Genomic DNA, 23,761 nt, shown 5'->3' with positions numbered 1-23,761 from the left:
CATGGGCACAAAAATAACGAGTAGAGCGGTATTAAATGCAGGCTCTTTGGGGCGTTTGCCGATTAAGGAAGGCGCAGAGCTTAAATTTGGCAATCTCAAACGTGAACCTATCATGGGTGATGATGGCGTTTTGGGTTACAGCGAAACCTTTGATGAAGCGCCATCTATTAAATGCACCATCATCCATGCTCAAACGACCGATGAAGATGCGATTAAAGTTTTTACCGATGAAAACCTGACACTGGAAACCAACAGCGGCAAGACCTACACGCTGATGGATGCATGGGCAGGCGACCCACTGACATTAACCGTGAAAGACGGCCAGATGGAAGTCATGTTTTACGGGCATGAAATGATCCCACAATAGAAGGTAATGCCATGTTATCCATATTGATGAAGCGTAAAGCACAGGCAACCGTACAAACCGAGCCTGAAAGGGTGAGTGATGAACCAGGAGGCGTATTAAACACCCTTGTCCACTCAACGTTTATTGATAGATCGTGGGAAGACACGCAGGCCATGCTTAAGCAAGACTTAGCGCGAGTACGCACGCTTTCTGGCTCCAAAGAGAAAGACCCGTATAAGGAGTCTCTCATTGATAAGTACCGTCCTTTGGTCGAGCAATTACGCGACACCCATAAAGGGGATTACGGCAACCTTGATGTGATGTGGTGGTTCTATCTTTGGCATGTTGATCTCAATAAGTTTGAAGACATCCACGATGATTTTCGTGCTGCCATTGATGCAGGGCTAGAAACGCCGACTAATTGGAAGATGAACGGGCAAAGCGCTTATTGTGGCTACGTCTTTAAGTACGCCCATGACGCTCACACCAAGAAGGTCGCGTTTAAACCTGACTACTTATTGGCTGCGGTTCGTGACTTGTTGAAAGGCGACCTTGCCACCAATGCACCGCTTAAAGTGAAAATGTTCCGCTTGGTTGGGGATTGGCATTTTGAAGCGGGTGAAAAAGAACAAGCGCACAACCTGTTTGAACTGGTGATGAAACTCGACCCAGACAAAGGTGGGCGCAAAACCAAACTTAAAGACTTAAAAGAGGCACTTGGCTATGAGTAACCCTGTTCAAGACCAAAGTAAAATCAAACTAGCAAAGCTTGCGAACCCAATTGAAAAAGAGGGTAAAACGCTGACTGAAATTGAAATTAGCAAACCCAATTCAGGTCATTTGCGCGGTTTAAATTTAGTCGACGTATGTGAAATGGATTTTGGTGCGGGTGAAAAAATATTGCCACGTATTTCATGTCTTAATGAGCGTGATTTACTGAATTTAGATCCGGCTAATTGGGCTCCATTGCTTGTTACGGTGGCCTCTTTTTTCGTCAATACGGAAGCGTAATACAAAGCATTAAACGCGTTGAACCTTTATACGCTGATTTGGCCATTGTGTTTCACTGGCAGCCAAGCGAAATAGACCAGTTAACGTTTGATGAGCTATTAAACTTTCGTGCATTGGCGATAGAGCGGCATCAACAAGAAGAAAGCAAAGGGAGCTAAATTTAGCTCCCTTTGTTGTATCTGAAAAAGGATAGCAATATGAAAATGAATCTCTCTGTCGTGATGGGGATGAAAGATAAAACGGCCGCTCCACTTAAGAGCATGGCGAGTGGGGCCGATCATTACGCTAAAGCCATAAAAAAGATTCAGAAAGCTCAAGCAGATGACTCATCAGCACTTGGGATGATTGATGTATTCAAGAAAACAAAATCAACCATGGATAAAAATACCCTATCCATTGCCGCTGCAGGTGAAAAGTTAAAACAGCTTGAAGCGAAAGCAAAAGCCGCGCGCTCACCAAGTGCCGCTTTAACGGAACAAATTGCCAAACAGAAAAGCAAACTGACGGCTTTAAATCATACTCAAGATACAACCAAAGAACGCCTGGTCAAACTTGGCTCTCAATTGAAAAAAACAGGCGTGAGAATGTATGACTTAGACGGTGAAAGTGATCGGCTAAATCGACGTTATCAAAAACATGGTAAAGAAATTGGCAAGCTAAGTAAGAAGTACGCCATTTTAAGAACGGCCATGAAACCTATCCAGAAACTCAATGGCGCAATCTCATTACCAAAAGTCGGCACAGCTGCGGTTGGGAAAGGAGCGGCTTTACTGGGTGGGATCAGCTTAGCAGGGCTTTTTGCCGAGGTGAATGGCACTGCAGGGGAAATGGATAAATTGGCGAAAGCCTCTGCCACTTTAGAACTCCCAATTGGTGAGCTACAAGCCATGCAGTCCCAAGCCGAACATGCGGGTGTCGATGCCGATGCGCTCACCTCATCCATGACTCGTTTCACTAAGCGATTAGGCGTGCTGCAAAAAACAGGCAAAGGCGCGATGGGTTCATTCTTAGAGAAGAGTGGTAACCCGTTGTATGAAGAACTGAAAGGAGCAACTGATACTCAAGATGCTTATAAAAAGCTGCTTGAGTCCTTTTCAACCTTAAAAACCGCTCAAGAACAAATGGCGTTTGCTGATGCAGCCTTCGGTCAAGATGGTCGCAAAATGTTGATCATGTTACGTGAAGGAACGGAAGGGTTAGGCGCTGCCAGAAAAGAGTTGAATGCATTAGGCGGTGGAGCGAAAGCCGAAGATGCCGCAAAAGCAGAAGCCTATAATGATGCTTTGCAAAAAATCCAAGAAAGCGTCCGCTCTATGAAGTTTGCTGCTCTTGCTCCAATTATGGAAAAAGTGACCAAAGCGTTCACCGCATTCTCAGAGAAGTTCAAAAATGCCGATTGGAGAACCGACTTCATAGAAAAAATTATTCATGCCGTTGATGGTCTGTATCAGGGGTTAGCGTTTTTAGGAAAAGGGATCGTTTGGGTATCACAAAACTTCAAAGGCATTATTGCTGCTATCGCTATTTTTAAAGTGGCTCTGATTGGTTTAAACGCTGTGATAATGGTGAATCCTATTGGGATGATTGTTGCGGCTGTTGGCGCTGCGATTATTGCCATTACTTACTTAGTCGATAAGTTCATTGGCTTAGATAATGTCATTAAATGGATTAAAGACGGCATTAGCCAGCTATGGGAAAAGTTTAAAGTTTTAATTAATAAACTCCCCGATGTATTGATCCCTGACGGATGGAAAGTCGGTACTGAAGAAGCAGGTAAAGAGGTCGATAAACTCACCACCAAGCTCAATAATGTAAAAGACAAAAACGCTAAGTTAGGCATTACCACCAATGAAATTCAAAACCGAACTGAGCGAGTTTATACCGAACAACACAAAGACAAAAAACAAGCTCTAGGCTTGCCTCAATATGGTGCTTATAACCCATCCTTGGCGCGTAAGAATGTTCCGCTGTGGTCTGATGATGAACAATCAGACAAAATGAAAGAGCAATCGAAAGCCAGTAAAGAACTGCAAAGCAAAAACATCGAGCTAGGCATCACAACCAATGAAACCAACAACCGCACCGAGCGCGTCCATACCGAGCAAAGCTATGGTGAATATCAAGAGTATGAAACTGAGCAGCCTGCTATCTATAACCAGTATCAGTTGCACAATAATTATGATGAATCGCCACGCAACCAGTTTAATGAACAACAATCACAGCCAGGAACACCACCTAATCAACCGAACCAGTTTGATGATGGAAGACTAAAAGCAAACCCAAACGACAAGCCTTATGTCCCAATAACCAATCAAACCATTAATAGTAAGTCTGAAGTGTCATTGACCATCAAATCAGATAAACCCGTTGCCATTGACAAAGTGAAGAGTGAAAAGGGAACTGAGTTGAATCTAGATGTGGGCAATATGATGATGAGCTATTAGTGCCTGTTGGTAATTTAGGTCGAGTTCCCCCCGAACTCGACCTATTCCAACACACAAGCGAGGTGTTTAATCTTTTATACCTAATGGGACATTCTTATTGAAGGGATAAATAACTCAAGTTGTAGAACATGTGATGCTGTTGGCTCATTTTTGTAATTGATATCAATGTTAGTTTTGATACGTTAGCACGAGTGTTCGTCGCCACTTTTTACCTGTCGCCATTTTATCGCCAATTACATTTTAATACTCTTGTAAGGTATTGATTTTATGTAACTAGACTTTTAGCTAAAGATTATAGGTTAGATTGTTATTTCACATCTCTTCGTCTTTTGGATGTTAAAGGTAAAATACTACGCTCTTTTTGACTATTATTTTCTAAGGTAATCCTTCGAATACGATACAATTTATTTCATCAAAATAGCCTGATAGATAACCGATATCAAAACATTAAAAATAGAGAGTTTAAAAAGTGATTTGAGCTCTAATAGTACCTGACACAGCGCTGACAAAGTGGTGATTGCTGACTCTGAGGTTTAGTGATTTACTTGCACTTCCTAAGTAACAGAGGTACAAAAATTAATGGACGACCCCTTTAGTCGACTGAAAATTTCGCAATGCTTCCACTCCTCGGAGGCATCACTATGATTGAACTATTTCTACAGCCAGAGACATGGGCAATATTCGCAACCTTATTCGCACTTGAAGTCATTCTTGGTGTCGATAATGTCGTATTTATTTCGATACTCTGCGAACGATTACCCCAGCAGCAGCGCAAGTTAGCACGAAATTTGGGTATTGGTTTAGCCGTAATGGCTCGAATTGTACTCGTGTTTTCGATTTCTTGGTTAATGTCTCTCACCCAACCATTATTAAGTGTTTTAAGTATGTCGTTTACAGGCCGAGATCTAATTATGATTTTTGGTGGCGTATTCTTACTAGGCAAAAGCTTAAAAGAGTTATGGGGGTGGCTAATGCATACCGACGTCGGGCATTCGACCCGTGTCAGAACTGGGCTTGCTGTCGTTCTACTTCAAATCGTTGCGGTCGATGCTGTGTTTTCGATGGATTCAGTGATCACTGCGGTCGGTTTAACTAATGATATTCCCATCATGGTTGCCGCTATTATTTCATCGGCGATCGTAATGGTGTTAACGGCAGAGAAGATCAACAATATGGTGACAAGATACCCAGGCTTTAAAACCTTGGCACTATTGTTCTTAATCTTGCTGGGTGGATTGTTAATGGCAGAAGGCTTCGCAATTCATGTGAATAAAGGTTACATCTACTTTGCGATGGCATTTGGATTGGCTTTAGAACTTTGTCATATACAGCTGAAGAAAAAGCAGCGAATCAACATCGTTAGGATTCGTCCACTAGAAGTGTAATTCGTACTAAGAAAACAAAGAAGGAGACGAGTTCTCCTTCTTTGTTTGTTGTCTGGCATCCTATAGTTTGCCGCATAATTACTTTTTGAGTAAAAAGTAGTCAGTTGTATGCAATACTATTGTTAGTTGACTTAATTGCTGGCTGTTTTGTGATCGTCGGCGATAGTTGTATCAGCTATATTAGGTAAGGTGTCGGTAAGGAAGTACGCCGTTAGTCATGGTGTTTTTTTCATGTATATGGAGATATAAATGCATATTAAGAATTTGAGCGTCGTAAAAAAGATTTGGTTAAGCTATTTAGCGGTATTTTTAGTGTTCTCTGCGGTTGCGATTGTTATGATGTCGAGCCTTTCGTCACTTAATCGTAATACAGCAACGTTAACAGATAAGAGTTTGCCATCGGTTGCGATCCTTAAAGGGATTCAAGTCGATATAACGAAAGTACGTAAAGATGAATTCTCGCTGTTACCAAATGCTAACCACCCTAAGATTGCTGAGTGGCTAGAAGGACTTGAACAGTGGAGAAAAGATGTTCAGCAAGGGATAATATCCTATCAAGCATTGCCTCTTAGTGAGCAAGAGAAACGCTCTTTCAATGTTTTCAAAGATACATGGAATAGTTATATCTTTGAGACTAAGCAATACAACGCCTTGTTGGCTCAAGGTGATGCTGAAAAAGCCAATGAGGTAGTTTTATCGAGTTTTGCTACTTATGCAAAAGCGCTTGCCAGCTTAGATGATACATTGAGTTTAAATGATGAGCTTATCAATCGAATAAAAGCAGACGTTCTGAGTGAATCGCAGGCGACTCAATTTAGTGCTGGTGTGGGTTCGTTGGTTATTATTGCGATGATCATTGTCTCATCTATGTTGTTATCTCGAGCGATCTGTAAACCTGTGAATCGAGCGCTATGGTTTGCTTCTCAGATAGCAAAAGGTCAGTTGAACAATACCATCAATGAGAATGAACTAACCAAAGATGAGCTCGGTACTTTACTCAAAGAATTGGTGTTAATGCAGAACAATTTGCACTCTCTAGTTTCGGAGGTCAGCGATTCAACCATCCAACTGACTGCGGCCGTTGAAGAGGTGAGTGCTATTTCATCTCAAACCGCATCCGGGATGCAAAATCAGCAACTAGAATTAAGTTCTGTTGCCTCCGCGATGACAGAAATGCAAGCGGCGGTGAACGAAGTCGCTCAAAATACTGAAAGTGGCGCTACATCAGCAAACTCTGCAACAGAAGTGGCAAAACACGGTACTGAGATTCTCAACAAGACCATTCAAGAGATTGAGAAAGTCTCGCTAACCATTCAGAACACAGATGAACTCGCGACTGACTTAGAAAATAGTTCAAGCAGTATTAATGTCGTGGTTGATGTTATTCGTGCTATTGCTGAACAAACCAATCTATTGGCGCTGAATGCTGCAATTGAAGCGGCAAGAGCGGGTGAACAAGGACGAGGCTTTGCTGTGGTGGCTGATGAAGTGCGTTCTTTGGCGCAGCGCACACAAGAGTCTACAACCCAGATCGTCGATATAGTTGAAGATTTGCAGGAAAAAACAATCAAAATGGGAGAGGCCAGTCGTGAGTGCCAAACTGGAATCGCGACATGTGTCAATCAGGTCAACGATGCGGGAGAGCAAATAGATATAATTGAGCACTCGGTGGATAATATTGCTCAGATGAGTACACAGATTGCGACGGCATGCAGTGAGCAAAACTCGGTGTCTGAAGAGTTAAACCGAAGTGTGGAGCACATCAATTCCGCATCGTCAGAAATGGCGGAAGGCACTTCTCAAACCGCGATAGCTTGTCAAGAAATAAGTAGTTTGGCTCATAACCTTCAAGCCAGAATGGGAGCGTTTAAGCTATAGCCATCACCCTTAGCACTTAACTGTTATTTTGGTTTTATAAATACGCTAGCATTACCGATGATTTTTATGGGAGCAGTGAAATGAAGCAAGTATTCGTTAACGATAAAATGCAATCGAACTATTCCTATTTCTTGTCTGAAGGTATTGGTGAAAATTTTCAGTTTGATTTCTCTCCAGAACTCACCCCCAAAGAGATGCTCGAACTCGGAGTCTTTGGGGGGAAGTATATGACAGATTGCCAAGATGAGTTCCCTGAGGATTGGTTTATCAATGCCAAAATCAGTCCTGAATTTAAAGATATTTCATTGAACTATTTCTCTGTGGATGCCTCTCAACCTTTAGCTGAGTGGAATCGAAAGGGGTGGATCTATTCTGAAGATCCAAGAGGTTGGTTTCAATGGTATTGTCGCTACTTCATGGGACGTCGCATAGAGAGTGAAGATGAGCGCCAAATTAAAAGGTGGCGTGCATTTAGACGACATATGGGGGCGATTAAGAAAAATTGCGAACCTTTTGATCATGGTTGCCGTCGGAAGCAGAGGCAAGCTCTGCTGCACTGGGCATATGATTCAAGACGGTTTTAGTTTTAATGGTTTGTCGTAAAGTTTAAACATTGACGGATAAGAAGTGAAATGAGCGAATTAGAGAAGATGATAGCGGGTGAGATGTATGACCCAAGTGATGAAACACTGTCACAGATGCGCGCTCATGCAAGAAAAGTGATTGGCGAATATAATGCGACCAATCAAGACCAAAAAGCAGAAAGAGAGGCACTGCTTAAAACGCTATTTGGAAATACGGGTAGTGAGATTAATATTGAACCACATTTCAATTGTGACTATGGAAAAAACATCCATGTCGGCGAAAACTTTTATGTGAACTTTGGCTGCGTGATCCTTGATTGTGCGGAAGTTAACATTGGTGACAACTGCATGATTGGTCCTCAGGTTGGTATTTATACGGCTTGCCATCCAATTGATCCGCTAGAGCGAATAAGCGGTAAAGAGTTTGCAAAGCCAATCACCATTGGACACAACTGCTGGATCGGTGGCCATGCGACGATTAACCCGGGCGTCACATTAGGGGATAATGTTGTCGTTGCTTCAGGTGCTGTAGTGACAAAAAGCTTTGCAAGTAATGTCGTTATTGGTGGGAACCCTGCGCGAGTATTGAAAGATATCAAATTGAAGAAATGATCCCACGTTGTTCACTTGTCATGTATCCATAAATAGAGGTTTGCAATGATAGTCGTTGCACGTTTTTCATTTCCCCATGAGGCTCAAATCGCAAGAGCCAGCCTCGAAGCTTCAGGTATTGAGAGTTACATAGCCGATGAGCACACTGTCAATACGCAGTGGTTGTATTCAAATGCTATTGGTGGTGTTCGATTGTTGGTGGATGAAAAGAGTGTTGATGAAGCGAGGAGCATTTTAAATACCGATTTCTCTGACGCCGTCGATAACTCATCTGAAGTCGAAAGAAGTGCGGACGCTTGTACACAGTGTGGCAGCCATGACTTAGTTCCATATACCAAAGGTAAAAGACCCGCTTTTTTGGTCTTTATTTTGTTAGGTTTCCCACTGTTCTTCTATAAGCATGGCTATCGATGTCAAAACTGTGGTGAGTTCATAGAAAAGTTATAACTAAAGGTTAAAATATGTGTTTGAGCCGTCTCAATAAAAAGGAATAGATATGACTCCAGCACCAATCAAAGAACTGATTACATTTGATGATTTCGCGAAATTGGATATTAGAGTAGGAACCATTACTCAAGTATCTGAGGTGGAAAAATCAGACAAACTAATGAAGCTTACCGTTGATTTCGGCGATCACACGCGTTCTATACTTTCTGGTATTAAACAGGAAAGAGAAAACCCTCAAGAGATTGAAGGTAAACAGGCTCTGTTCGTTGTTAACCTTCCTGAACGGAAAATGGCGGGAGAGCTATCACAGGGCATGCTATTTGATATCGGTTATGAAGATAAAATTAACCCTTGTTTGGCCATGCCTGAGCGTGAAGTGCCCAATGGTAGCCGTGCTGGTTAGGCATCGTTCGTTTAACGCTATAATTTAAAGCTTCTCAGTGTGAATTATTCACGTATCCAAACCGTGATTGACACTTATCTTAGCTCAAAAAGACATGACAGTTAATTACGTAAAATCAAGGATAAACTTATGAAACAAGCCATTGTACATATTGCTCTGGTGGTTAACGATTACGATGAAGCGATCGACTTTTACGTGAACAAACTCAAGTTCGAGCTGATTGAAGATACCTATCAACCTGAACAAGATAAGCGTTGGGTTGTCGTTTCTCCTCCTGGTTCAAATGGCGTTACATTATTGCTAGCAAAAGCGTCAAAGCCTGAACAGCACGATTTTATTGGTAATCAATCTGGCGGGCGAGTTTTCCTCTTTCTAAGCACAGATGATTTTTGGCGTGATTATAAAAGAATGGTGGAAGATGGCATTGAATTTGTTCGTCCGCCAGTTGAGCAAGATTACGGCACCGTTGCAGTTTTTAAAGATCTTTATGGAAACCAATGGGATCTACTGCAACTCAGTGATTCTCATCCAATGTCAAAAAGAATGGGTTAACGAATTCAATTGAAGTAACCATTTTTCCTGTATTTGTCCCTATCCAGTTTAGCTAACATTGGATAGGGATCTTATCTCCGTTTTAAAGCACGTTTATAGAGATTTAGATTGCCATAAAACGACTTTACCGCTGCTTAACTCAGCTCTAATTGAGAACGGTCGGACTCGCGTATCCTTATCTCCAAAAATGTCGCTTGAGAAGTTAGCGATTATTGTACTTCCATCATCGAACGTGGTTTGTTGGACTGTACCGCTCTTATTAAGCCAAGTGAAACCGATGAGTTTGTTATCCCAAAGGTGTTCATGAATCGGTTTAAACCCATCTTGATAATGCTTTAGCGCGACGATTCTAGGGCTTAAGCTTGAAACTGCTTCATCTCTAGTAAGATGCACCATAGCTGGCGTGTTATAAAGCATTGCAGTTAAGTCCCGGTACGCTTTTACATCCGTAAATTTTAAGCTATCTGAGTGCCAATGGTGGCTATTCACAACTTCATCATGAAAAACCGTTTGATACAGAGGAATCCTGAATTGAGGTGTAAACAGAAGCGACTTGTATGGCTCTTTCACCTTGGCTGGTTTAAAGAAAAATTCGGGTTTATGGTCGGGATACCAGCGTCCTAAAAAATAGGGGGATTGACGGTTTTTCTTCATATCATTATCCATCCACCCAAAACCGACAGATTCAAGTCCATGCGCAAAGGCGATGCCACTGGTTGTTAGGCTGTTGCCATCTTCGGATCCTAAAACGATTTGATCTTGGTTTGATATCCAATCCATTCTTTTGTTGAACGCAGTAAGCATGTCCGATTCACTGCTATTATTGCTGTAATCTTCCCTTGCCATTGCGGTGGCATCTACATCAATAAATAGACTGTTGAAATGTCCGTATTTTACGATATCGAGCACACGCTGCTTTACGTAGTTCAAGTGACAGTTTGGATTCAGGTAATAGCCATTGCCTCTAAATCCCTTTTTCTTTCTGCCGTCTGCTAATTCAATCGCGCATGCTTTTCTCATCGGCTCTGGCAATCTGGCCGTTAACCAACCGTCATTAAGGCCGCTTGGTATTGCTGTATTGTATGAATCGTAAGTCGCGACCAAATAGCCGAAGCGTTTTGCAGCATCAATAACATTAGGTTGGTAAAAAGCGGGCATCCAATTATCAAACCCTAACCAGAGCTTTTCTAAACCGGCTTTCTTAAAGTTATTAAGCATATTAGCCGAGAGAGCTTGTCCCCAAGTCTTGGGTTGCATTAGAAATTCAGAGGCGTTGCTCTTAAGCCAATCCACTCTTTGCTGCGCAGCGTTGTATTGAGCGGCAATGGTGTTATCTGCAAGTGTTGGGTTCGGCACATTAAATTTATTGCGTAACGATGTGCTAATTGAATCAATCAGTAACTGTTTGTGATATTGACTAAACCAGTCTTTATTTTTGGATAGTGTGCTGAGTTCTACTTGATCTTCATTGGAGATCTTGAGAGTTGAGCGCTGGAAATACCAATCTTTTAATCCCCACCAGTCTGTGACATCCAAAGTGCTTAGCGGATGTACTCCAAATAGGTAAACCTGACTTGCTCCAATGAGTTTTTCGACATTAGCATTACGCTGGATTTTTTGAACCAGAGGATCCGCAAGATCATGATCAATTCGCCACTGACGATAACTTTTCGCACCATCAAGCCAGTTATCTCCAAGGGTGATACGCAAAGTAAAAGAACGCGATTGATTCAACGCAGTGAAACTGTGGGTCGCAGTCATATCAATGCGGTTTTTTGTACTTGAGAAATCGAGTTGATTATTGGTGGCTTCAACCAGTTGATAGCTTATGTAAGTATCTTTTTGCTGAACTGTCCAAAATGGCATTTTAAGTTCTTGGGTCGTATTAGAACCGGAGTAATTATTCTGTAAATAGGTTGCCCAAACTTTGCTGTTAATAGGAATGCGCATGCCTTCACTGAATGGTAGGAATAAAGTGTTGCTTTGTGATTCGGCAAGATCAAACCACTTAAGTATCAGAGGTGAATTCCGTTCAATTGTTGGATGAGAAGGGGTGATGAAATTAACGATGAGTGCATCATTCTTAAGTTGAGCTTTTACTTGAATACGGCTTGGAAGCAGTGTCCAACTCGCGCTATTGGCAGACTTAGACTGGATATCGGTCACTTTTTGAGGCAGATCGTTAACTTTCAGTACCGATGTATTAACAATGGAATCATTCCATTTAATCGAAAAATTTTGTGGGTCAATGTTGATTTGATTGCTTTGAGACTGCAATGTCACACCCGCTGCATTTGCCCCTACGGAAAATAAGAGCAAGGCTAAAGTGAGGATATGGTTTCTATTTTTGAATAACATATTTAGGCTCTGTTAAAAAAGGTAGAGCCTATTACAGCGAACTTCGATTAATGCTTTGTCACCCATTTGTCTCTATCAAGCTGATGCATCTAGTTTGATGTCGGTTTCGCCAGATTAGTCTTAAACGGAAGTGCAACTCTCTGGATATATGAGATTTGTAATCGACCTTGATATTCGATGAGCTCCACTGCGGCACTTAAATGATGAGCTTGAGATGGAAAGGGGCTTATTGTTGGTAGTTCTGCATTATTACTGCTGATCGGGATTTTGTTTCCAAGCATGTTGTACTGCCTGTCAAACCATTGCCAATTTGCGTTTGTTCTCGGGCAGCCCGCTATATTCTCAGGAGAGGATAAAGAGAGTGTCTGTTTTCCGAGTGCATTTTCGACTTTAAGCCAACGAGTATTGCGACCAAGGGAAGCGACGATAGGATAAGTGTCTTGGTCTACCTTTAGGATATAGACACCAGATGATGGTGTTACCAGTATCTCCTTTGTTTCGAACTCTTGATACTCTGTTAGATCTGAAAAATGCCCGCTAATTAAGGTTTGTCCAGTAGGAGATAGTAGGGAAACGTTTTGTTCTCCGTGACTTTTTTCTGTCGATATATTGATCTGATAGCCTTGTGAAGCCAAACCAAAGCGGCGGATGAAACTGATTTTAAGGTTTGAAATTAGTAAGCGAGTATCATCCAAACCTTTACCGCACTCAGTTTGAGCGATAATCTCATTTTTTACTGGTAACCAATATTGGCTGCTGAGTGAATGTTGGCTAACGGCTATTTTTAACTCTTCCCATGCCAGTTTAGGCTGTCCATCAATCATCGCTTGGTAAGTATGCTGTAATGGGGTATCACTGAACCACGCCGCTTGAGACGAGAAGGGAAGTGTTAACCCGAAAATAAAACAGCCTAGTGGTTTGATTCTCATTTTTCTACCTCAAGTAAGCGGTAACCCACACCACGATGAGTCTCAATGTTTAATGTTGGTAGTTTTTGGCGCAGTCGAAGAATATGGTTATCAACCGTTCGAGTACTTGGGAACGCTTGGTAGCCCCAAATTTTATTTAACAGTTCATCGCGGTGAAAAACACGTCCTTGATTTTGAATGAAGAGAACAAGTAATTGAAACTCTTTCGGTTTCAGTGTCACTGGTGTTTCATTATAGAGCGCAATACGCTCAGCGAGTTGCAGTTCGATATTCGAGTAATAAAGCTGACAAGTGCCAAGTGGGCGGAGTTGAGAAATGACTCTTGCCATTAACTCTTCGTTTGAGAAAGGTTTCGTCATGTAATCTTTCGCGCCTGCCATTAGCCCTTCTACTCGTTGTTCGACATCCACTTTTGCGGTCAAAATAATCACCGGTAACGCTTTAAGTAATAGCCAATTTGAGAGATGTTGCAGGCTATCACCATCACTTAATTGTCGATCAAGAATGATGAGATCGGCGCGAAACCATAAAGCCTCTACGCCACTCGATTGTTTAGCCCAGAGACAACCATACCCATTGGATTTGAATAAGTTGACCAGACCTTGCCCTAGGAGTTCATCATCTTCAATCAGTAGAATGGTATTCATACGGTATCTCCAATATACAGCGGGTAGGGTGACGTAGAATCGTGAGCTTACCGTCTACTTTTTTGATCAAGTGCTCCACAATATTGAGCCCAATTTTCATGTTTTTGTCATTGTGTTTTGGCTTCAAGCGAGACAAAAATAAGTGAATAGGTGAGGGGAACTCACCTTGGTCTTGTACTTCGATGATTAACGTATCGGCTATCTCTACTGAGACCAAAACTTTTCCTTTGCCGTGTTGTTTGGCATTTTTAATCAAGTTTTCTAGACAGATGGATAGCCAATAGTAGGGAAGAACTAATTCAATATCTTGGTTAAGCTCAAATGAAATATCATGTTTGTCGCATACATGGTGAAGCCATTCTTCAACGGATGCATTTTGCTTTAATAGCTGTTGTGACTTATCTCCACCTAGATAAACATTACTGTTCTCGGTGAGTTGAGACAGCCTCTGATAATCGGACATGAGTCGCCATACCGCACCTTGGCTCGATTCAGTAAGGTTATCGAAATCGTTACGAAACATCTCAACGGTTAACCCCAAGCTAGTAATGGGAGTTCGTAATTCATGAGTCAGCAGTTGTAAAATGAAACGTTTTTCTTTGCGCTGCCTGTGCTTTAAATAGCTGCTGCGGATAACGATGAGCACGATGAATATGATCAGTACTGATGATAAAATAACTAGCGATGATTGAGAGTACGAGCGTTCATTTATACATAAATTGCTATAGCGGATCGTACAGCTATCGCCTTTTAGGGTGATCTTCATTTTATCAGCGATAGACTGCCAATGATGGTATGTCACTTGCTTCCATCCTTGCTCCCCATTTAGCCATAAAGTGTCGCCTTCAAGCCATGCTCGATAACCGTTGAGTAGAGCTTCTCGTCCTTGTGGCGATAGCGCTTGTAAGGTTTCATGGCGAGGGTGTTGCGGATTGACAATACTGAGGTAATTTCTGATCGTTTTGTCTACGATCGGTTTGTGTTGATTCGTCGCTTTATTTTTATTTGTCGTTTTATTATTGCCGATATGCTGAAGATAACGATCGGCAAAGCTTTGTCCCGCAGGGTGTAAAACAGTGTGGGTGGAGAACCAATCAGAGTGTAGTGTTCGCCCTTCACACAGTGCTAATTCAAATTCAACCGCATCCGCTAAGCGTTTATTGGCATATTCCTTGGTTGAACAATCGGTTTTGATAGATGCCAGTAGCTCGATATCTTGCCAGCTGAAGGATTCAAAGTTGGGATAGCGTGATTGATCAACCAGCAGATCGGGAGAGTATTGGCTTAACTGCTGTTGAGATATGGCCAAAGGAGAAGATTGCCAGTTCTGCTGATAAAATTTTTGCCACTTTTCCTGCACAGTTTGAGCGTAAACCGTCATAGGGAATAAAAGTGTAAAACCAAGGGCGAAAATGCTCCAGCGCATGAGTCTCTCTTATTGACGGTTATCTAGAGGATTGATTACTTACTAAAAGTCATAACAGGCTTAAGGCAATTAGGGATTCAAGAATTACGAATTTTAAACGCTTTTTGACTAGGTTTGTAACCTCTTTGTCAACAAATCATAGATTCACGGCTTGTGATGAACAACTGATTATTGATGAGACGATAATCAGTCGATAACGTGTTACTTAAATGATTTATTCCAACCATACTTATTTGCTAATCGGTTAAGTCTGTTTAGCTCTTCTTCAGTTTCCGCTTTAATCCATTCCACCAGATCATCAACAATCGAAGATTGAGATCGGGAATAACAAAAGTATTGCCAAGCACTGTGTTGTACTTGAACGTGCTCAGGGCAAATCAAATATTCGCGCTCTAATTCAGGCAGGACGAGTAGCAAATCTGTAACGGTAACACCTTGCCCTGATAAACATGCACTCAACGCAAGATCAAGCGTAAAGAAAGTGGTATTTCGAACTTTACGAGTATCGTTATGCCCAGACTTTTTTAGCCATGATTTCCAATCTTGATGGTCCAGGGTCGGGTGCAGTCTAGGCATTGTTGTGATGGCATTAATGTCATTTTGCGTTGTGGTGAGGTTCTGAGCGCAAACGGGAGCCATATACTCTTCTCGCAGATACTGAATATCGACACGGTTCTTATATCGATTTCCTACGCGAGTATTGAATATGAGGAGATCATAGTCGGTGGACTCAAGGCTCTCATCTTCTTCCATTGAAGGAATAATGACGATTTCATGGTCTGGGTACTTTTCATTGAGTCGCTGAATTTTAGGGATCAGTGAGCGAGTGGCATAACTTAAAGCCGCTTTAATGACGATTTTCTTCTGCTTGTTATGTTGCCATGAAGCAATCAAGGACTCTAAAGATTGGTAGTGCTTTTCAAGTAAAACCTGTAACTCACGCCCTTGTAGCGTCAACTCAATCGATCGATGACGACGAACAATCAGAGAAACTTTTGCTTCATCTTCTAACAATTTTATCTGCCGACTCACAGCACTTTGCGTGACATGAAGCTCTTTTGCCGCCAACGTGAAACTGGTCAGTCTTGCAACCGCTTCAAAGACTTTGAGGCTTTTATGTGAATAGGGCAGGTTGGGATATGGCGTCATAATTTCTCGCATGAGTTTAATGAATGCCAGAATCGCATAAATGTAAATTGAACACCAGACGCTAACTCGATATTTTGGCAACAATTATCAGAGGCATTTATGAAAAAAATCTTATCTTTAGCTCTTCCTTTAATTTTCTCTCAGCTCATCGGTATGGCGTTAGTGTTAACCGACGTATGGATGATGTCTAGATTGAGCGTCGCTGATCTTGCTGCTGGTGGCTTAGGTGCATCGGTGTACTCGTTTGTGTTTATCATTGCAGGGTGTATTGTTGGTTGTGTCGCAAATCTAATTGCTATCGCTTACGGTCAAAGTGTCGCTCGACCTGAATTTGGATTTCAGCAGATACGCTACGCAATCAAAGGTGCGGTGATGTTATCGGTGCTGCTGACATTAGTTCTCAATGCCAGTTTCGTATTTGTACCAGATTTACTACGCCAAGCAAGTCAAACTCAAGATGTGATTAGTATTGCTATGGTCTATTTAGGAACGCTGAAGTGGGCAATGCTACCAACCTTGTTACTTCTTGTATTAAGGGGGTTAACCAGTACGTTTGGTGATGCTCGCTCAGTATTAGTGATGTCCATTGTCACCGTATTGTTGAATGTGCCATTGAGCTATTTATTGGCTTTCAAATTGGATTGGGGGATTTCAGGGCTTGGTGCAGGCACTTCGTTATCGGCTCTGTTTGTGTTAATCGGTTACTCTTTCTGGGTATTTAGACGCTCAACTTACTATCGTTTTGCGCCTTGGCTCAATTTAGATGAGTACTCGCTTAAGCTGATGAATCCACTTTTGGTGATGGGGATGCCTATCGCTATTGCAGGTTTGCTAGAACACGGATTAATTTATGGTGGCACCTTAATGGCGGGCGTCATTAGTGTTGCATCGTTGGCATTACATCAAATCCTTTTACAATGCTTAAGTTTTACATGGAGTATTAACTTTGGTTTCTCGCAAGCGGCCTCCATTCTTGTTGGAAAGGACTTTGGTGCGGGGAATCATCAAGGTATAAAAGAAACGGTTAAAAAAAGTTTCGTGATTGTGTCGGTACTGAGCGCAATTATAGCGGCAGTGTTTATGGCCTGGCCTGGCGTGATTGCTGGGTTCTTCCAATTGAATGATCCAACTGTTAGTGGCGACTCTGATTTAACCTTGATGTTGTCGTCGCTTCTCTGGGTTGTCGCGTTATGTTTTGTTGCGGATGCATGGCAGTTATTAGCGATTAATTTATTGCGTGGGATGAAGATCGTATTAATGCCGACGGCGTTAACCGCTGTGGGTTATTGGGTGTTTGGTCTTCCTGCTGCATGGTTACTCATGCGCGATTATGGCTTGGCTGGCATTTGGGGTGGCATTGGAATTGGTCTTGCGGCAACAGGCGTGCTTTTACTGTTCCAGTTAATGATGATCTTAAAATCAAAAGGGGATGAGTCTGATCTAGGTATGGCCACAAGTTAAATGCACTTATTCATATGAATGTATATCTGAGGCGGTTGATCGGAGGTTGAGAACTAGTTCTAAAGGATGAATTTGATCATTCAAATCTATTGATGAAATAAATCTCCTATCAGCTTGTCATTTCTTTGCCATACTAAAGAAATGGCGAGCAAGGTAGGGGCAAACATGAAATTCAAAATAGTACTGCTGATGTTTTGCGCCTTATTTTCAAATGTTAGTTCTGGTGTAAGTGTGACGCTTGAACGATTTGAAAATATGAGATGGATAGAGCCGAGTTCGAATATCTCTTCAGTATTGGAGTTTCCTGAACTCGTAGATGATATCTACCGACAAAATAATGATATGTTGGTTTGGTATAATGAAGAGACAGTCAGCCAATTTGAATTTCAATTGGATTTGATTGATCGCGCCAAAATCAGTTCTCTTTTTTCTCATCAATTGCGTTATTTACGATATTACAAAAGCCAAGGCCGTTGGTTTGAATATGATTTATTAGCCACAGATACCTTGATTCTCTATCTTAGCTATAGTCAAAATGCGCGAGAAAACGGAAAGCTATGGTTTTTTGATTCGAAAGTCTCCTCTTCTTTACTCCCGCCCTCCACAGATAGTATGTCTTCGCTGATTCATGCGGTAAAGTCGGTACAATTGCCTGAATTTATAGCGAATTTAGCGCCGCCTATTGAAGAATATTCGCTTTTTTTATCCTCTTATCAGCATTTAGAAAGCCAATTGGGCAATGATGTGCCGAGTTATTACCAAATAGGCTTGAAGCGAGAAGGTGATATTCTGGTTGATCGCAGCATTTTACTCGACCGCTTAGCCATTGTTGGACTCGACTTGACGATGGTGGATGAATCGACAAATCAATTTGATCGGTCCTTAGTTAAGGTGGTTAAGCTTTTCCAACACATGCATGGTTTAAAGGCGGATGGGATTATTGGCTCTAAGACTTTGAAATGGCTTAATTTAAGCCCCAAAGAGCGAATTCAGTTATTGGCCATTAATGCTGAGAGATCTCGGATGTGGCCTAAAAACCGAGAGTCGATCATTATGGTGAATGTCCCAGATTTTAATATGAGCTACTGGTATCAAGGGCAAGAAGTTTTTGAATCCAAAGTTGTGGTTGGAAGAAAGTCGCGTAAAACACCATTAATGGAAGCAAAGCTTGATTCCGTCATAATGAACCCCACTTGGAATGTGCCATGGAAAATCATGGTGAAAGACATTATTCCTAAAGTGAAAAGAGACCCAGAATATTTAGTGCGAAACAATTTTCAGATCATCGAAGGTTGGAATTCGCACGTTGAGATTGATCCTGCGGTGATAGATTGGGCGACGGTTAACCCAAATGCATTTCCATACAGAATGAGGCAACTATCGGGTGATCGTAATGCCTTAGGCTTATACAAGTTTAATACGCCAAATAAGCGAGCGATTTATCTTCACGATACTCCCAGTAAAAATCTGTTTAACAGTGAAGTAAGAGCATTCAGTTCAGGTTGTATCAGGGTGGAGCATGCCGATAAGTTTGCCTCCCTCTTATTAGAAACCCAAGGTGTGCCGAGTCAAGAATTATTGGTGAGCACTGAAGAACCTGCCAATACCTCCATTCGGTTAAAACGTCGCATTCCAGTGCATATCATCTATCAAACGGTGTGGTTCGAGGGCGGCCAGACTCATTACCGTGATGACATCTATCACTATGATGAGGTTGCAGCGACAAAAGGGTGATGATTGACTAAAAAATGACAATTGCAGTAAGCAATGAATTTTGCCATTCTGTTCAATAATTAAGCGTTAAAAACCGTTGAAACTTGGCTGAATCGGTCATTTTTTACGTTTGACGCTAAAAATTCCTTTCTGTAATGTCCGTGTTTCCATTAATACGCGGTACAAATTTCAGTATGTCTCAATCTTTATTTTCTCGTCGAGAGTTTATTCGCTTAGCGGGTAGCGGGCTCGTTGTTGCCTCTTTAGCACCACGATTAGCTCAGGCTTCTTATCCTGATAAACCACGAACTATAGCTATGAATAACCTACATACTGGTGAGTCATTAGAATCATGTTACTTCAATGGTCAAGATTATGTGGCTTCGGAGCTCGGTCGTTTGAATCATATTTGTCGTGATTTCCGTAGGAATGAAGTTTTTGCGATGGATAAGAATCTTTTCGAACAGATCAATCAAATTCAAACGTTACTGGGTACACAAGCTGAGGTGCAGATCATCTCTGGCTACCGTTCGCCAGCCACAAATGAAGCATTGCGTTCAAAATCAAGCGGAGTGGCTAAGAAAAGTTTCCATATGTTAGGTCAGGCGTTAGATTTCCGTTTGGATGGTGTGAAACTGAGCCACGTTAGAGAAGCGGCAATGACACTGAAAGCGGGTGGCGTTGGCTATTACCCAAAGAGTAATTTTGTTCATATTGATACAGGGCCTTCACGGGCGTGGTAACCCTTGTCAAAGTAAAATTCTAATGTCATAGTTCCCGCAGTATCGTGTATTGGAAAGGTTTTATATGTCGTTAAAGTACCAAGTTGTTCCTGTAACTTCGTTTTCTCAAAATTGTTCTATTGTTTGGTGTGATGAAACAATGGAAGGTATTGTTGTCGATCCCGGTGGTGATGTTAAGCAGCTCGCGGTTTTGATTGAAGAGTTAGGCGTTAAAGTCGTCAATATTGTACTTACGCACGGTCATCTAGATCATGTCGGCGGAACTGAGCCACTTGCAGATATTTTAAAAGTGGAGATCATCGGCCCACATAAAGCGGATGATTTTTGGCTGCAAGGCTTAGAAAATCAGAGTCAAATGTTTGGTTTCCCGTTAACAGAAGCGTTTGAACCACATCACTGGCTAAATGATGGTGATGTAGTGAAGTTTGGTAATGAAAGCATTGATATTTTGCACACACCGGGTCATACCCCAGGTCATGTCGTGCTATTCAGTGATTCTGCAAAAACGGCTTTTGTTGGAGACGTTCTATTTAATGGCAGTATTGGTCGTACCGATTTCCCACAAGGCGATCACGCAACCTTGATTAATTCGATCAAGACAAAATTGTGGCCGCTAGGTAATGAGGTGAAATTTGTTCCGGGACATGGACCGGAATCCACATTTGGTCGTGAACGAGTGTCAAATCCATATGTGGCAGATGAGATGCCTATTTATTAATCAGGGTAAATATTTAGAAAGGAGGCCATTGAGTCTCCTTTTTTATTCGGTTTCTAAATGGCTATTAAAAACGGTGGGATCTTCTTCAGCGCTTGCTGCAGCCAAATATCGACGAGCCAAGCCTACAAACTCATCTGCATCTCTATCTAAATCCGCAACCGCAATGAAAACATCGTAATCATAGTAGTTACGTTGGTATTTCATCCTATTCGCCAACATTCCGAGTAACCCCGAATAAACCTCACCGTGGCTATTTTTGTAGGGGCTGGAATCTAACACGATATCTTCAAATTCAATGAACTTACGTTTCGCCTCCTTTCTAGAGTTTGACTTTAATTGACTATTTTGACGTGCCATGCGGTTTTGTTGATCCCTTAGGTTTTGGCGAGCGCCCAAGTAGAGAAGCGCACGTTGAGTGAGCAGAATGTCACTTGCCACTCGAGGGCAGATACTATTGAGGTAGGGGGAGTAGTGTTTCAGTTTTATCCCAACCCAAGGAAGAGGTTGGTGCCAGCCATCAACATGATGAGTACATACACCGATTTTTTCGATATTAGTCCATTTTACCACCCAGCCCCCTTTGTAAAGGTGTTGCTGGAAGTGAGTGGAGGTAAGGGTATAGGCGACTCTGCTTTTCGCGATCACTAGGTAACTGAAGCCTAAAATACCCAACATAACGGCGAGGGTTAACAGTGTTTGTTGCCAGCCTGTCGATAATCCGATTAAAAAGAAAACGATGACAAAGATAATCCCTCCAATAAGTTTAGCCATGGAAGATTCAAGATTAAAATTATGATTACTTAATTGTAGAGTTTGCATCATTCACCCTATGTCATATTTATACGGCTTACAAATAAGGCATGTTTTTACATCCAGTATGCATTGCTGATAACGGTGGCCTTGTAGTATAAATAATAGACGCTTCTGCGCAAAGTACGCATTTTTCGTCGTCTTTCGTTGCTTGACCCTACAAATCGTTTCCAAATTTTGGTATAAATCGCGCTTCAAATTTTCACCACTGCGTTATGGCAGTGAACTGGAGAAACATTCAATGAGACTTGCTCATAAGCGTAAAGTGCAGGCTAAACTGCAAAAACGCATTAAAGCGTCAGTGGCAAACTTAGCAACTGCGCCTAAAACAGCAAAGCCTGTAGCGGTAAAGCCAGCAGTAGAGAAAAAAGTAGCAGCAGTAGTAACTAAAAAAGTTGACGTTGCACTAACTCCTAAGCAGCAACAAGTTCTAGATATTGTTGTAAGCAATGCTGATGGTATCAACCCTAAAAGTATCGGCCTAGCGGCTGGCCAAGAAGAAGCAAAAGCGGGTTCTTGGGCAACAGGTGCATTGAAAAAACTTCTAGAAGAAAACTTAGTCGCTAAAGAGCAACTTGCAGGTAACAAAGTTATCTACAAAGCAGTTTAATTTTACTCTCTGCTCTGCATAAGTTTTAAACCCCGTCTATCGGGGTTTTTTTATGCAACATATTTACCTCCCTTCCAAATTACGGCTATAAAATTACCTCTGTCACAACTTAGTAAAATAACCTCAACAATTGAATGTAAGTAAATACTTAAGTGCTATTTACATCGAGCTGTATATTTGGATTTTCTAACTCAATGATATTTTAGACTTATATTTCAGATTTTGATTTTGTCCTACGTATTTATACTTAATACTATTGTCTAATACCTAGATGTAAGCTGGTTTTACTGCGTGGTCTCGCTGATTTTTTATTTTGATTTTCTATTCCATTGTAAAGGTGCACGAAGACACTCTGAGGTATGAGTGTAAGAAACCTAACCAAGGACGTAAGAATGAGTTTGATAAAGAAATCTATTAAGCGAGCCATTACCAGTGGTGTTGTTATTGCTGCTACATGTGCTGCGTTAGTCTCAACGACAGCCTCTGCTGCTGATAAAGTTTATCGTTTGAAACTTGCAGAAACATGGGGACCGAACTTTCCAATTTTTGGCGATGCCACAAAAAACATGGCTAAAATGGCTGAAGAGATGTCGAATGGTCGTTTACAGATCCGCATCGATTCATCAAACAAACATAAAGCACCTCTTGGTGTGTTCGATATGGTGAAATCTGGTCAATACGACATGGGGCATTCCGCGTCTTACTACTGGAAAGGGAAGGTGCCTAATACGCTGTACTTTACTTCGATGCCTTTTGGTATGTTACCGACAGAGCAGTACGCATGGTTCTACTACGGTGGTGGCATGGAGTTGATGGAGAAAGTGTATTCAAAACACAAACTGCTTTCATTCCCAGGTGGTAATACAGATACCCAAATGGGCGGCTGGTTTCAAAAAGAGATCAACAGTGTTGATGATTTGAAAGGTCTTAAAATGCGCATCCCTGGGTTTGCTGGTGAAATCCTTGCCGAGTTAGGGGCTAAGCCTACGAATATTGCCCCTGGAGAGTTATATACCTCTCTAGAGCGTCGTACGATTGATGCATTAGAGTGGGTGGGGCCATCTCTGGACTTACGAATGGGCTTTCACAAAATTGCTCCTTACTACTACACAGGTTGGCATGAGCCGGGAACTGAGTTGCAGTTCTTAGTCAATGAACGCACATGGAAAAAGCTTCCGGATGATTTGAAAGCTATATTGAAAATAGCAATGAAGACCGCCGCTTACGATATGTACACTCAGTCTAAACACGAAAGTGGTAAAAACTGGGCGTCGATTCAATCTGAATATCCAAACGTTCAGGTTAAAAACTTCCCAGATGAGGTAATGGCAGCTCTACGTGAGGCGAATGGACGCTTATTGGCAGAGCACGCAGCAAAAGATGCTTTAGCGAAAGAGATTCAAGCGTCTCAGGCTGATTACATCAACCAAGTTCGACCATGGTCAAACATATCTCATCGCGCATATTTAAACAGCCAAGCTCAACAATAAGAGCCCGCTGAATCATTTCTAAATCGTCGGTGTAGGGGTTTCCTA

24 protein-coding genes are annotated in these 23,761 nt (G+C 41.8%); 18 read left to right on the top strand and 6 right to left on the bottom strand.

Annotated elements, in window-relative coordinates; genetic code table 11:
- Position 1 precedes the first annotated feature (1 nt).
- From L4C39_RS03555 to L4C39_RS03500, 12 genes are all read left to right on the top strand, one after another.
- Positions 2-367, top strand: coding sequence for a phage tail tube protein (locus L4C39_RS03555; RefSeq protein ID WP_429744466.1), 366 nt, complete (start codon positions 2-4; stop codon positions 365-367).
- Between the two features lie 11 nt (positions 368-378).
- Positions 379-1,077 (top strand): phage terminase small subunit, encoded by a 699-nt coding sequence (gpM, locus tag L4C39_RS03550; RefSeq protein WP_429744465.1) that lies wholly within the window; start codon positions 379-381, stop codon positions 1,075-1,077.
- Positions 1,070-1,357, top strand: coding sequence for a phage tail assembly protein (locus L4C39_RS03545; protein ID WP_429744463.1), 288 nt, complete (start codon positions 1,070-1,072; stop codon positions 1,355-1,357). Before gpM ends, L4C39_RS03545 begins: the two co-directional genes overlap by 8 nt.
- Positions 1,303-1,515 carry a GpE family phage tail protein gene (locus L4C39_RS03540; protein WP_429744461.1) on the top strand — a complete coding sequence of 71 codons (213 nt, stop codon included), beginning with the start codon at positions 1,303-1,305 and terminating at the stop codon, positions 1,513-1,515. The genes L4C39_RS03545 and L4C39_RS03540 overlap by 55 nt, the downstream gene beginning before the upstream one ends.
- Positions 1,516-1,554: 39 nt before the next feature.
- A complete protein-coding gene (locus tag L4C39_RS03535; protein ID WP_429744459.1) occupies positions 1,555-3,801 on the top strand; it encodes a phage tail tape measure protein in 2,247 nt (748 codons plus the stop codon).
- Positions 3,802-4,442: 641 nt separating this feature from the next.
- Positions 4,443-5,186 (top strand): TerC family protein, encoded by a 744-nt coding sequence (locus L4C39_RS03530; RefSeq protein ID WP_429744457.1) that lies wholly within the window; start codon positions 4,443-4,445, stop codon positions 5,184-5,186.
- A 249-nt stretch (positions 5,187-5,435) separates the two neighbouring features.
- On the top strand, positions 5,436-7,064 hold the full coding sequence (locus L4C39_RS03525) for a methyl-accepting chemotaxis protein (RefSeq protein WP_136993811.1): 1,629 nt from the start codon (positions 5,436-5,438) through the stop codon (positions 7,062-7,064).
- A gap of 80 nt (positions 7,065-7,144) precedes the next feature.
- Positions 7,145-7,648 (top strand): hypothetical protein, encoded by a 504-nt coding sequence (locus L4C39_RS03520; protein WP_429744454.1) that lies wholly within the window; start codon positions 7,145-7,147, stop codon positions 7,646-7,648.
- A 48-nt stretch (positions 7,649-7,696) separates the two neighbouring features.
- Positions 7,697-8,260, top strand: coding sequence for a sugar O-acetyltransferase (locus tag L4C39_RS03515; RefSeq protein ID WP_261888296.1), 564 nt, complete (start codon positions 7,697-7,699; stop codon positions 8,258-8,260).
- Between the two features lie 45 nt (positions 8,261-8,305).
- A complete protein-coding gene (locus L4C39_RS03510; protein ID WP_113797294.1) occupies positions 8,306-8,707 on the top strand; it encodes a putative signal transducing protein in 402 nt (133 codons plus the stop codon).
- Between the two features lie 49 nt (positions 8,708-8,756).
- On the top strand, positions 8,757-9,110 hold the full coding sequence (locus tag L4C39_RS03505; protein WP_017051413.1) for a tRNA-binding protein: 354 nt from the start codon (positions 8,757-8,759) through the stop codon (positions 9,108-9,110).
- A gap of 129 nt (positions 9,111-9,239) precedes the next feature.
- Positions 9,240-9,662, top strand: a complete 423-nt coding sequence (locus L4C39_RS03500) for a VOC family protein (protein WP_017051414.1) — start codon at positions 9,240-9,242, stop codon at positions 9,660-9,662.
- 93 nt (positions 9,663-9,755) lie between these two features.
- On the opposite strand, the gene L4C39_RS03495 is transcribed toward L4C39_RS03500, so the two are convergent.
- The 5 genes from L4C39_RS03495 to L4C39_RS03475 form a co-directional block, all read right to left on the bottom strand.
- Positions 9,756-12,020 (bottom strand): glycoside hydrolase, encoded by a 2,265-nt coding sequence (locus tag L4C39_RS03495; protein ID WP_429744451.1) that lies wholly within the window; start codon positions 12,018-12,020, stop codon positions 9,756-9,758.
- Positions 12,021-12,109: 89 nt separating this feature from the next.
- Complete coding sequence (locus L4C39_RS03490) at positions 12,110-12,949, bottom strand: DUF2861 family protein (protein WP_429744449.1); 840 nt, start codon at positions 12,947-12,949, stop codon at positions 12,110-12,112.
- Complete coding sequence (locus L4C39_RS03485) at positions 12,946-13,596, bottom strand: response regulator transcription factor (RefSeq protein ID WP_171756460.1); 651 nt, start codon at positions 13,594-13,596, stop codon at positions 12,946-12,948. The genes L4C39_RS03490 and L4C39_RS03485 overlap by 4 nt, the downstream gene beginning before the upstream one ends.
- On the bottom strand, positions 13,574-15,022 hold the full coding sequence (locus L4C39_RS03480; RefSeq protein ID WP_429744447.1) for an ATP-binding protein: 1,449 nt from the start codon (positions 15,020-15,022) through the stop codon (positions 13,574-13,576). The genes L4C39_RS03485 and L4C39_RS03480 overlap by 23 nt, the downstream gene beginning before the upstream one ends.
- A gap of 201 nt (positions 15,023-15,223) precedes the next feature.
- Positions 15,224-16,171: a LysR family transcriptional regulator gene (locus L4C39_RS03475; protein WP_113797283.1), complete on the bottom strand. Its 948-nt coding sequence runs from the start codon at positions 16,169-16,171 to the stop codon at positions 15,224-15,226.
- A gap of 99 nt (positions 16,172-16,270) precedes the next feature.
- Between L4C39_RS03475 and L4C39_RS03470 the strand changes: the two genes are divergently transcribed.
- The 4 genes from L4C39_RS03470 to L4C39_RS03455 all read left to right on the top strand — a co-directional run bounded on the left by L4C39_RS03470 (position 16,271) and on the right by L4C39_RS03455 (position 20,806).
- Complete coding sequence (locus tag L4C39_RS03470) at positions 16,271-17,632, top strand: MATE family efflux transporter (protein ID WP_429744444.1); 1,362 nt, start codon at positions 16,271-16,273, stop codon at positions 17,630-17,632.
- A gap of 165 nt (positions 17,633-17,797) precedes the next feature.
- On the top strand, positions 17,798-19,366 hold the full coding sequence (locus tag L4C39_RS03465; RefSeq protein ID WP_429744442.1) for a L,D-transpeptidase family protein: 1,569 nt from the start codon (positions 17,798-17,800) through the stop codon (positions 19,364-19,366).
- Between the two features lie 173 nt (positions 19,367-19,539).
- Positions 19,540-20,088, top strand: coding sequence for a peptidoglycan L,D-endopeptidase MepK (gene mepK / locus L4C39_RS03460; protein WP_017053957.1), 549 nt, complete (start codon positions 19,540-19,542; stop codon positions 20,086-20,088).
- A gap of 64 nt (positions 20,089-20,152) precedes the next feature.
- Positions 20,153-20,806 (top strand): MBL fold metallo-hydrolase, encoded by a 654-nt coding sequence (locus tag L4C39_RS03455; RefSeq protein ID WP_429744440.1) that lies wholly within the window; start codon positions 20,153-20,155, stop codon positions 20,804-20,806.
- 42 nt (positions 20,807-20,848) lie between these two features.
- On the opposite strand, the gene L4C39_RS03450 is transcribed toward L4C39_RS03455, so the two are convergent.
- Positions 20,849-21,625, bottom strand: a complete 777-nt coding sequence (locus L4C39_RS03450; protein ID WP_017053955.1) for a DUF2982 domain-containing protein — start codon at positions 21,623-21,625, stop codon at positions 20,849-20,851.
- Positions 21,626-21,857: 232 nt separating this feature from the next.
- Here L4C39_RS03450 and L4C39_RS03445 point away from each other — a divergent pair, with 232 nt between their 5' ends.
- Both L4C39_RS03445 and L4C39_RS03440 read left to right on the top strand, forming a co-directional pair.
- A complete protein-coding gene (locus L4C39_RS03445) occupies positions 21,858-22,226 on the top strand; it encodes a MarR family transcriptional regulator (protein WP_171756465.1) in 369 nt (122 codons plus the stop codon).
- A 392-nt stretch (positions 22,227-22,618) separates the two neighbouring features.
- Positions 22,619-23,716: a TRAP transporter substrate-binding protein gene (locus tag L4C39_RS03440; RefSeq protein ID WP_017053953.1), complete on the top strand. Its 1,098-nt coding sequence runs from the start codon at positions 22,619-22,621 to the stop codon at positions 23,714-23,716.
- Positions 23,717-23,761: the final 45 nt, after the last annotated feature.

The organism is Vibrio clamense (genome assembly GCF_050337905.1).
In the GTDB taxonomy this organism is placed as follows: Bacteria; Pseudomonadota; Gammaproteobacteria; order Enterobacterales; family Vibrionaceae; genus Vibrio; species Vibrio cortegadensis.
The sequence above is the reverse complement of the archived record's forward strand: the minus strand, read 5'-3'. Positions and strand labels throughout refer to the sequence as shown.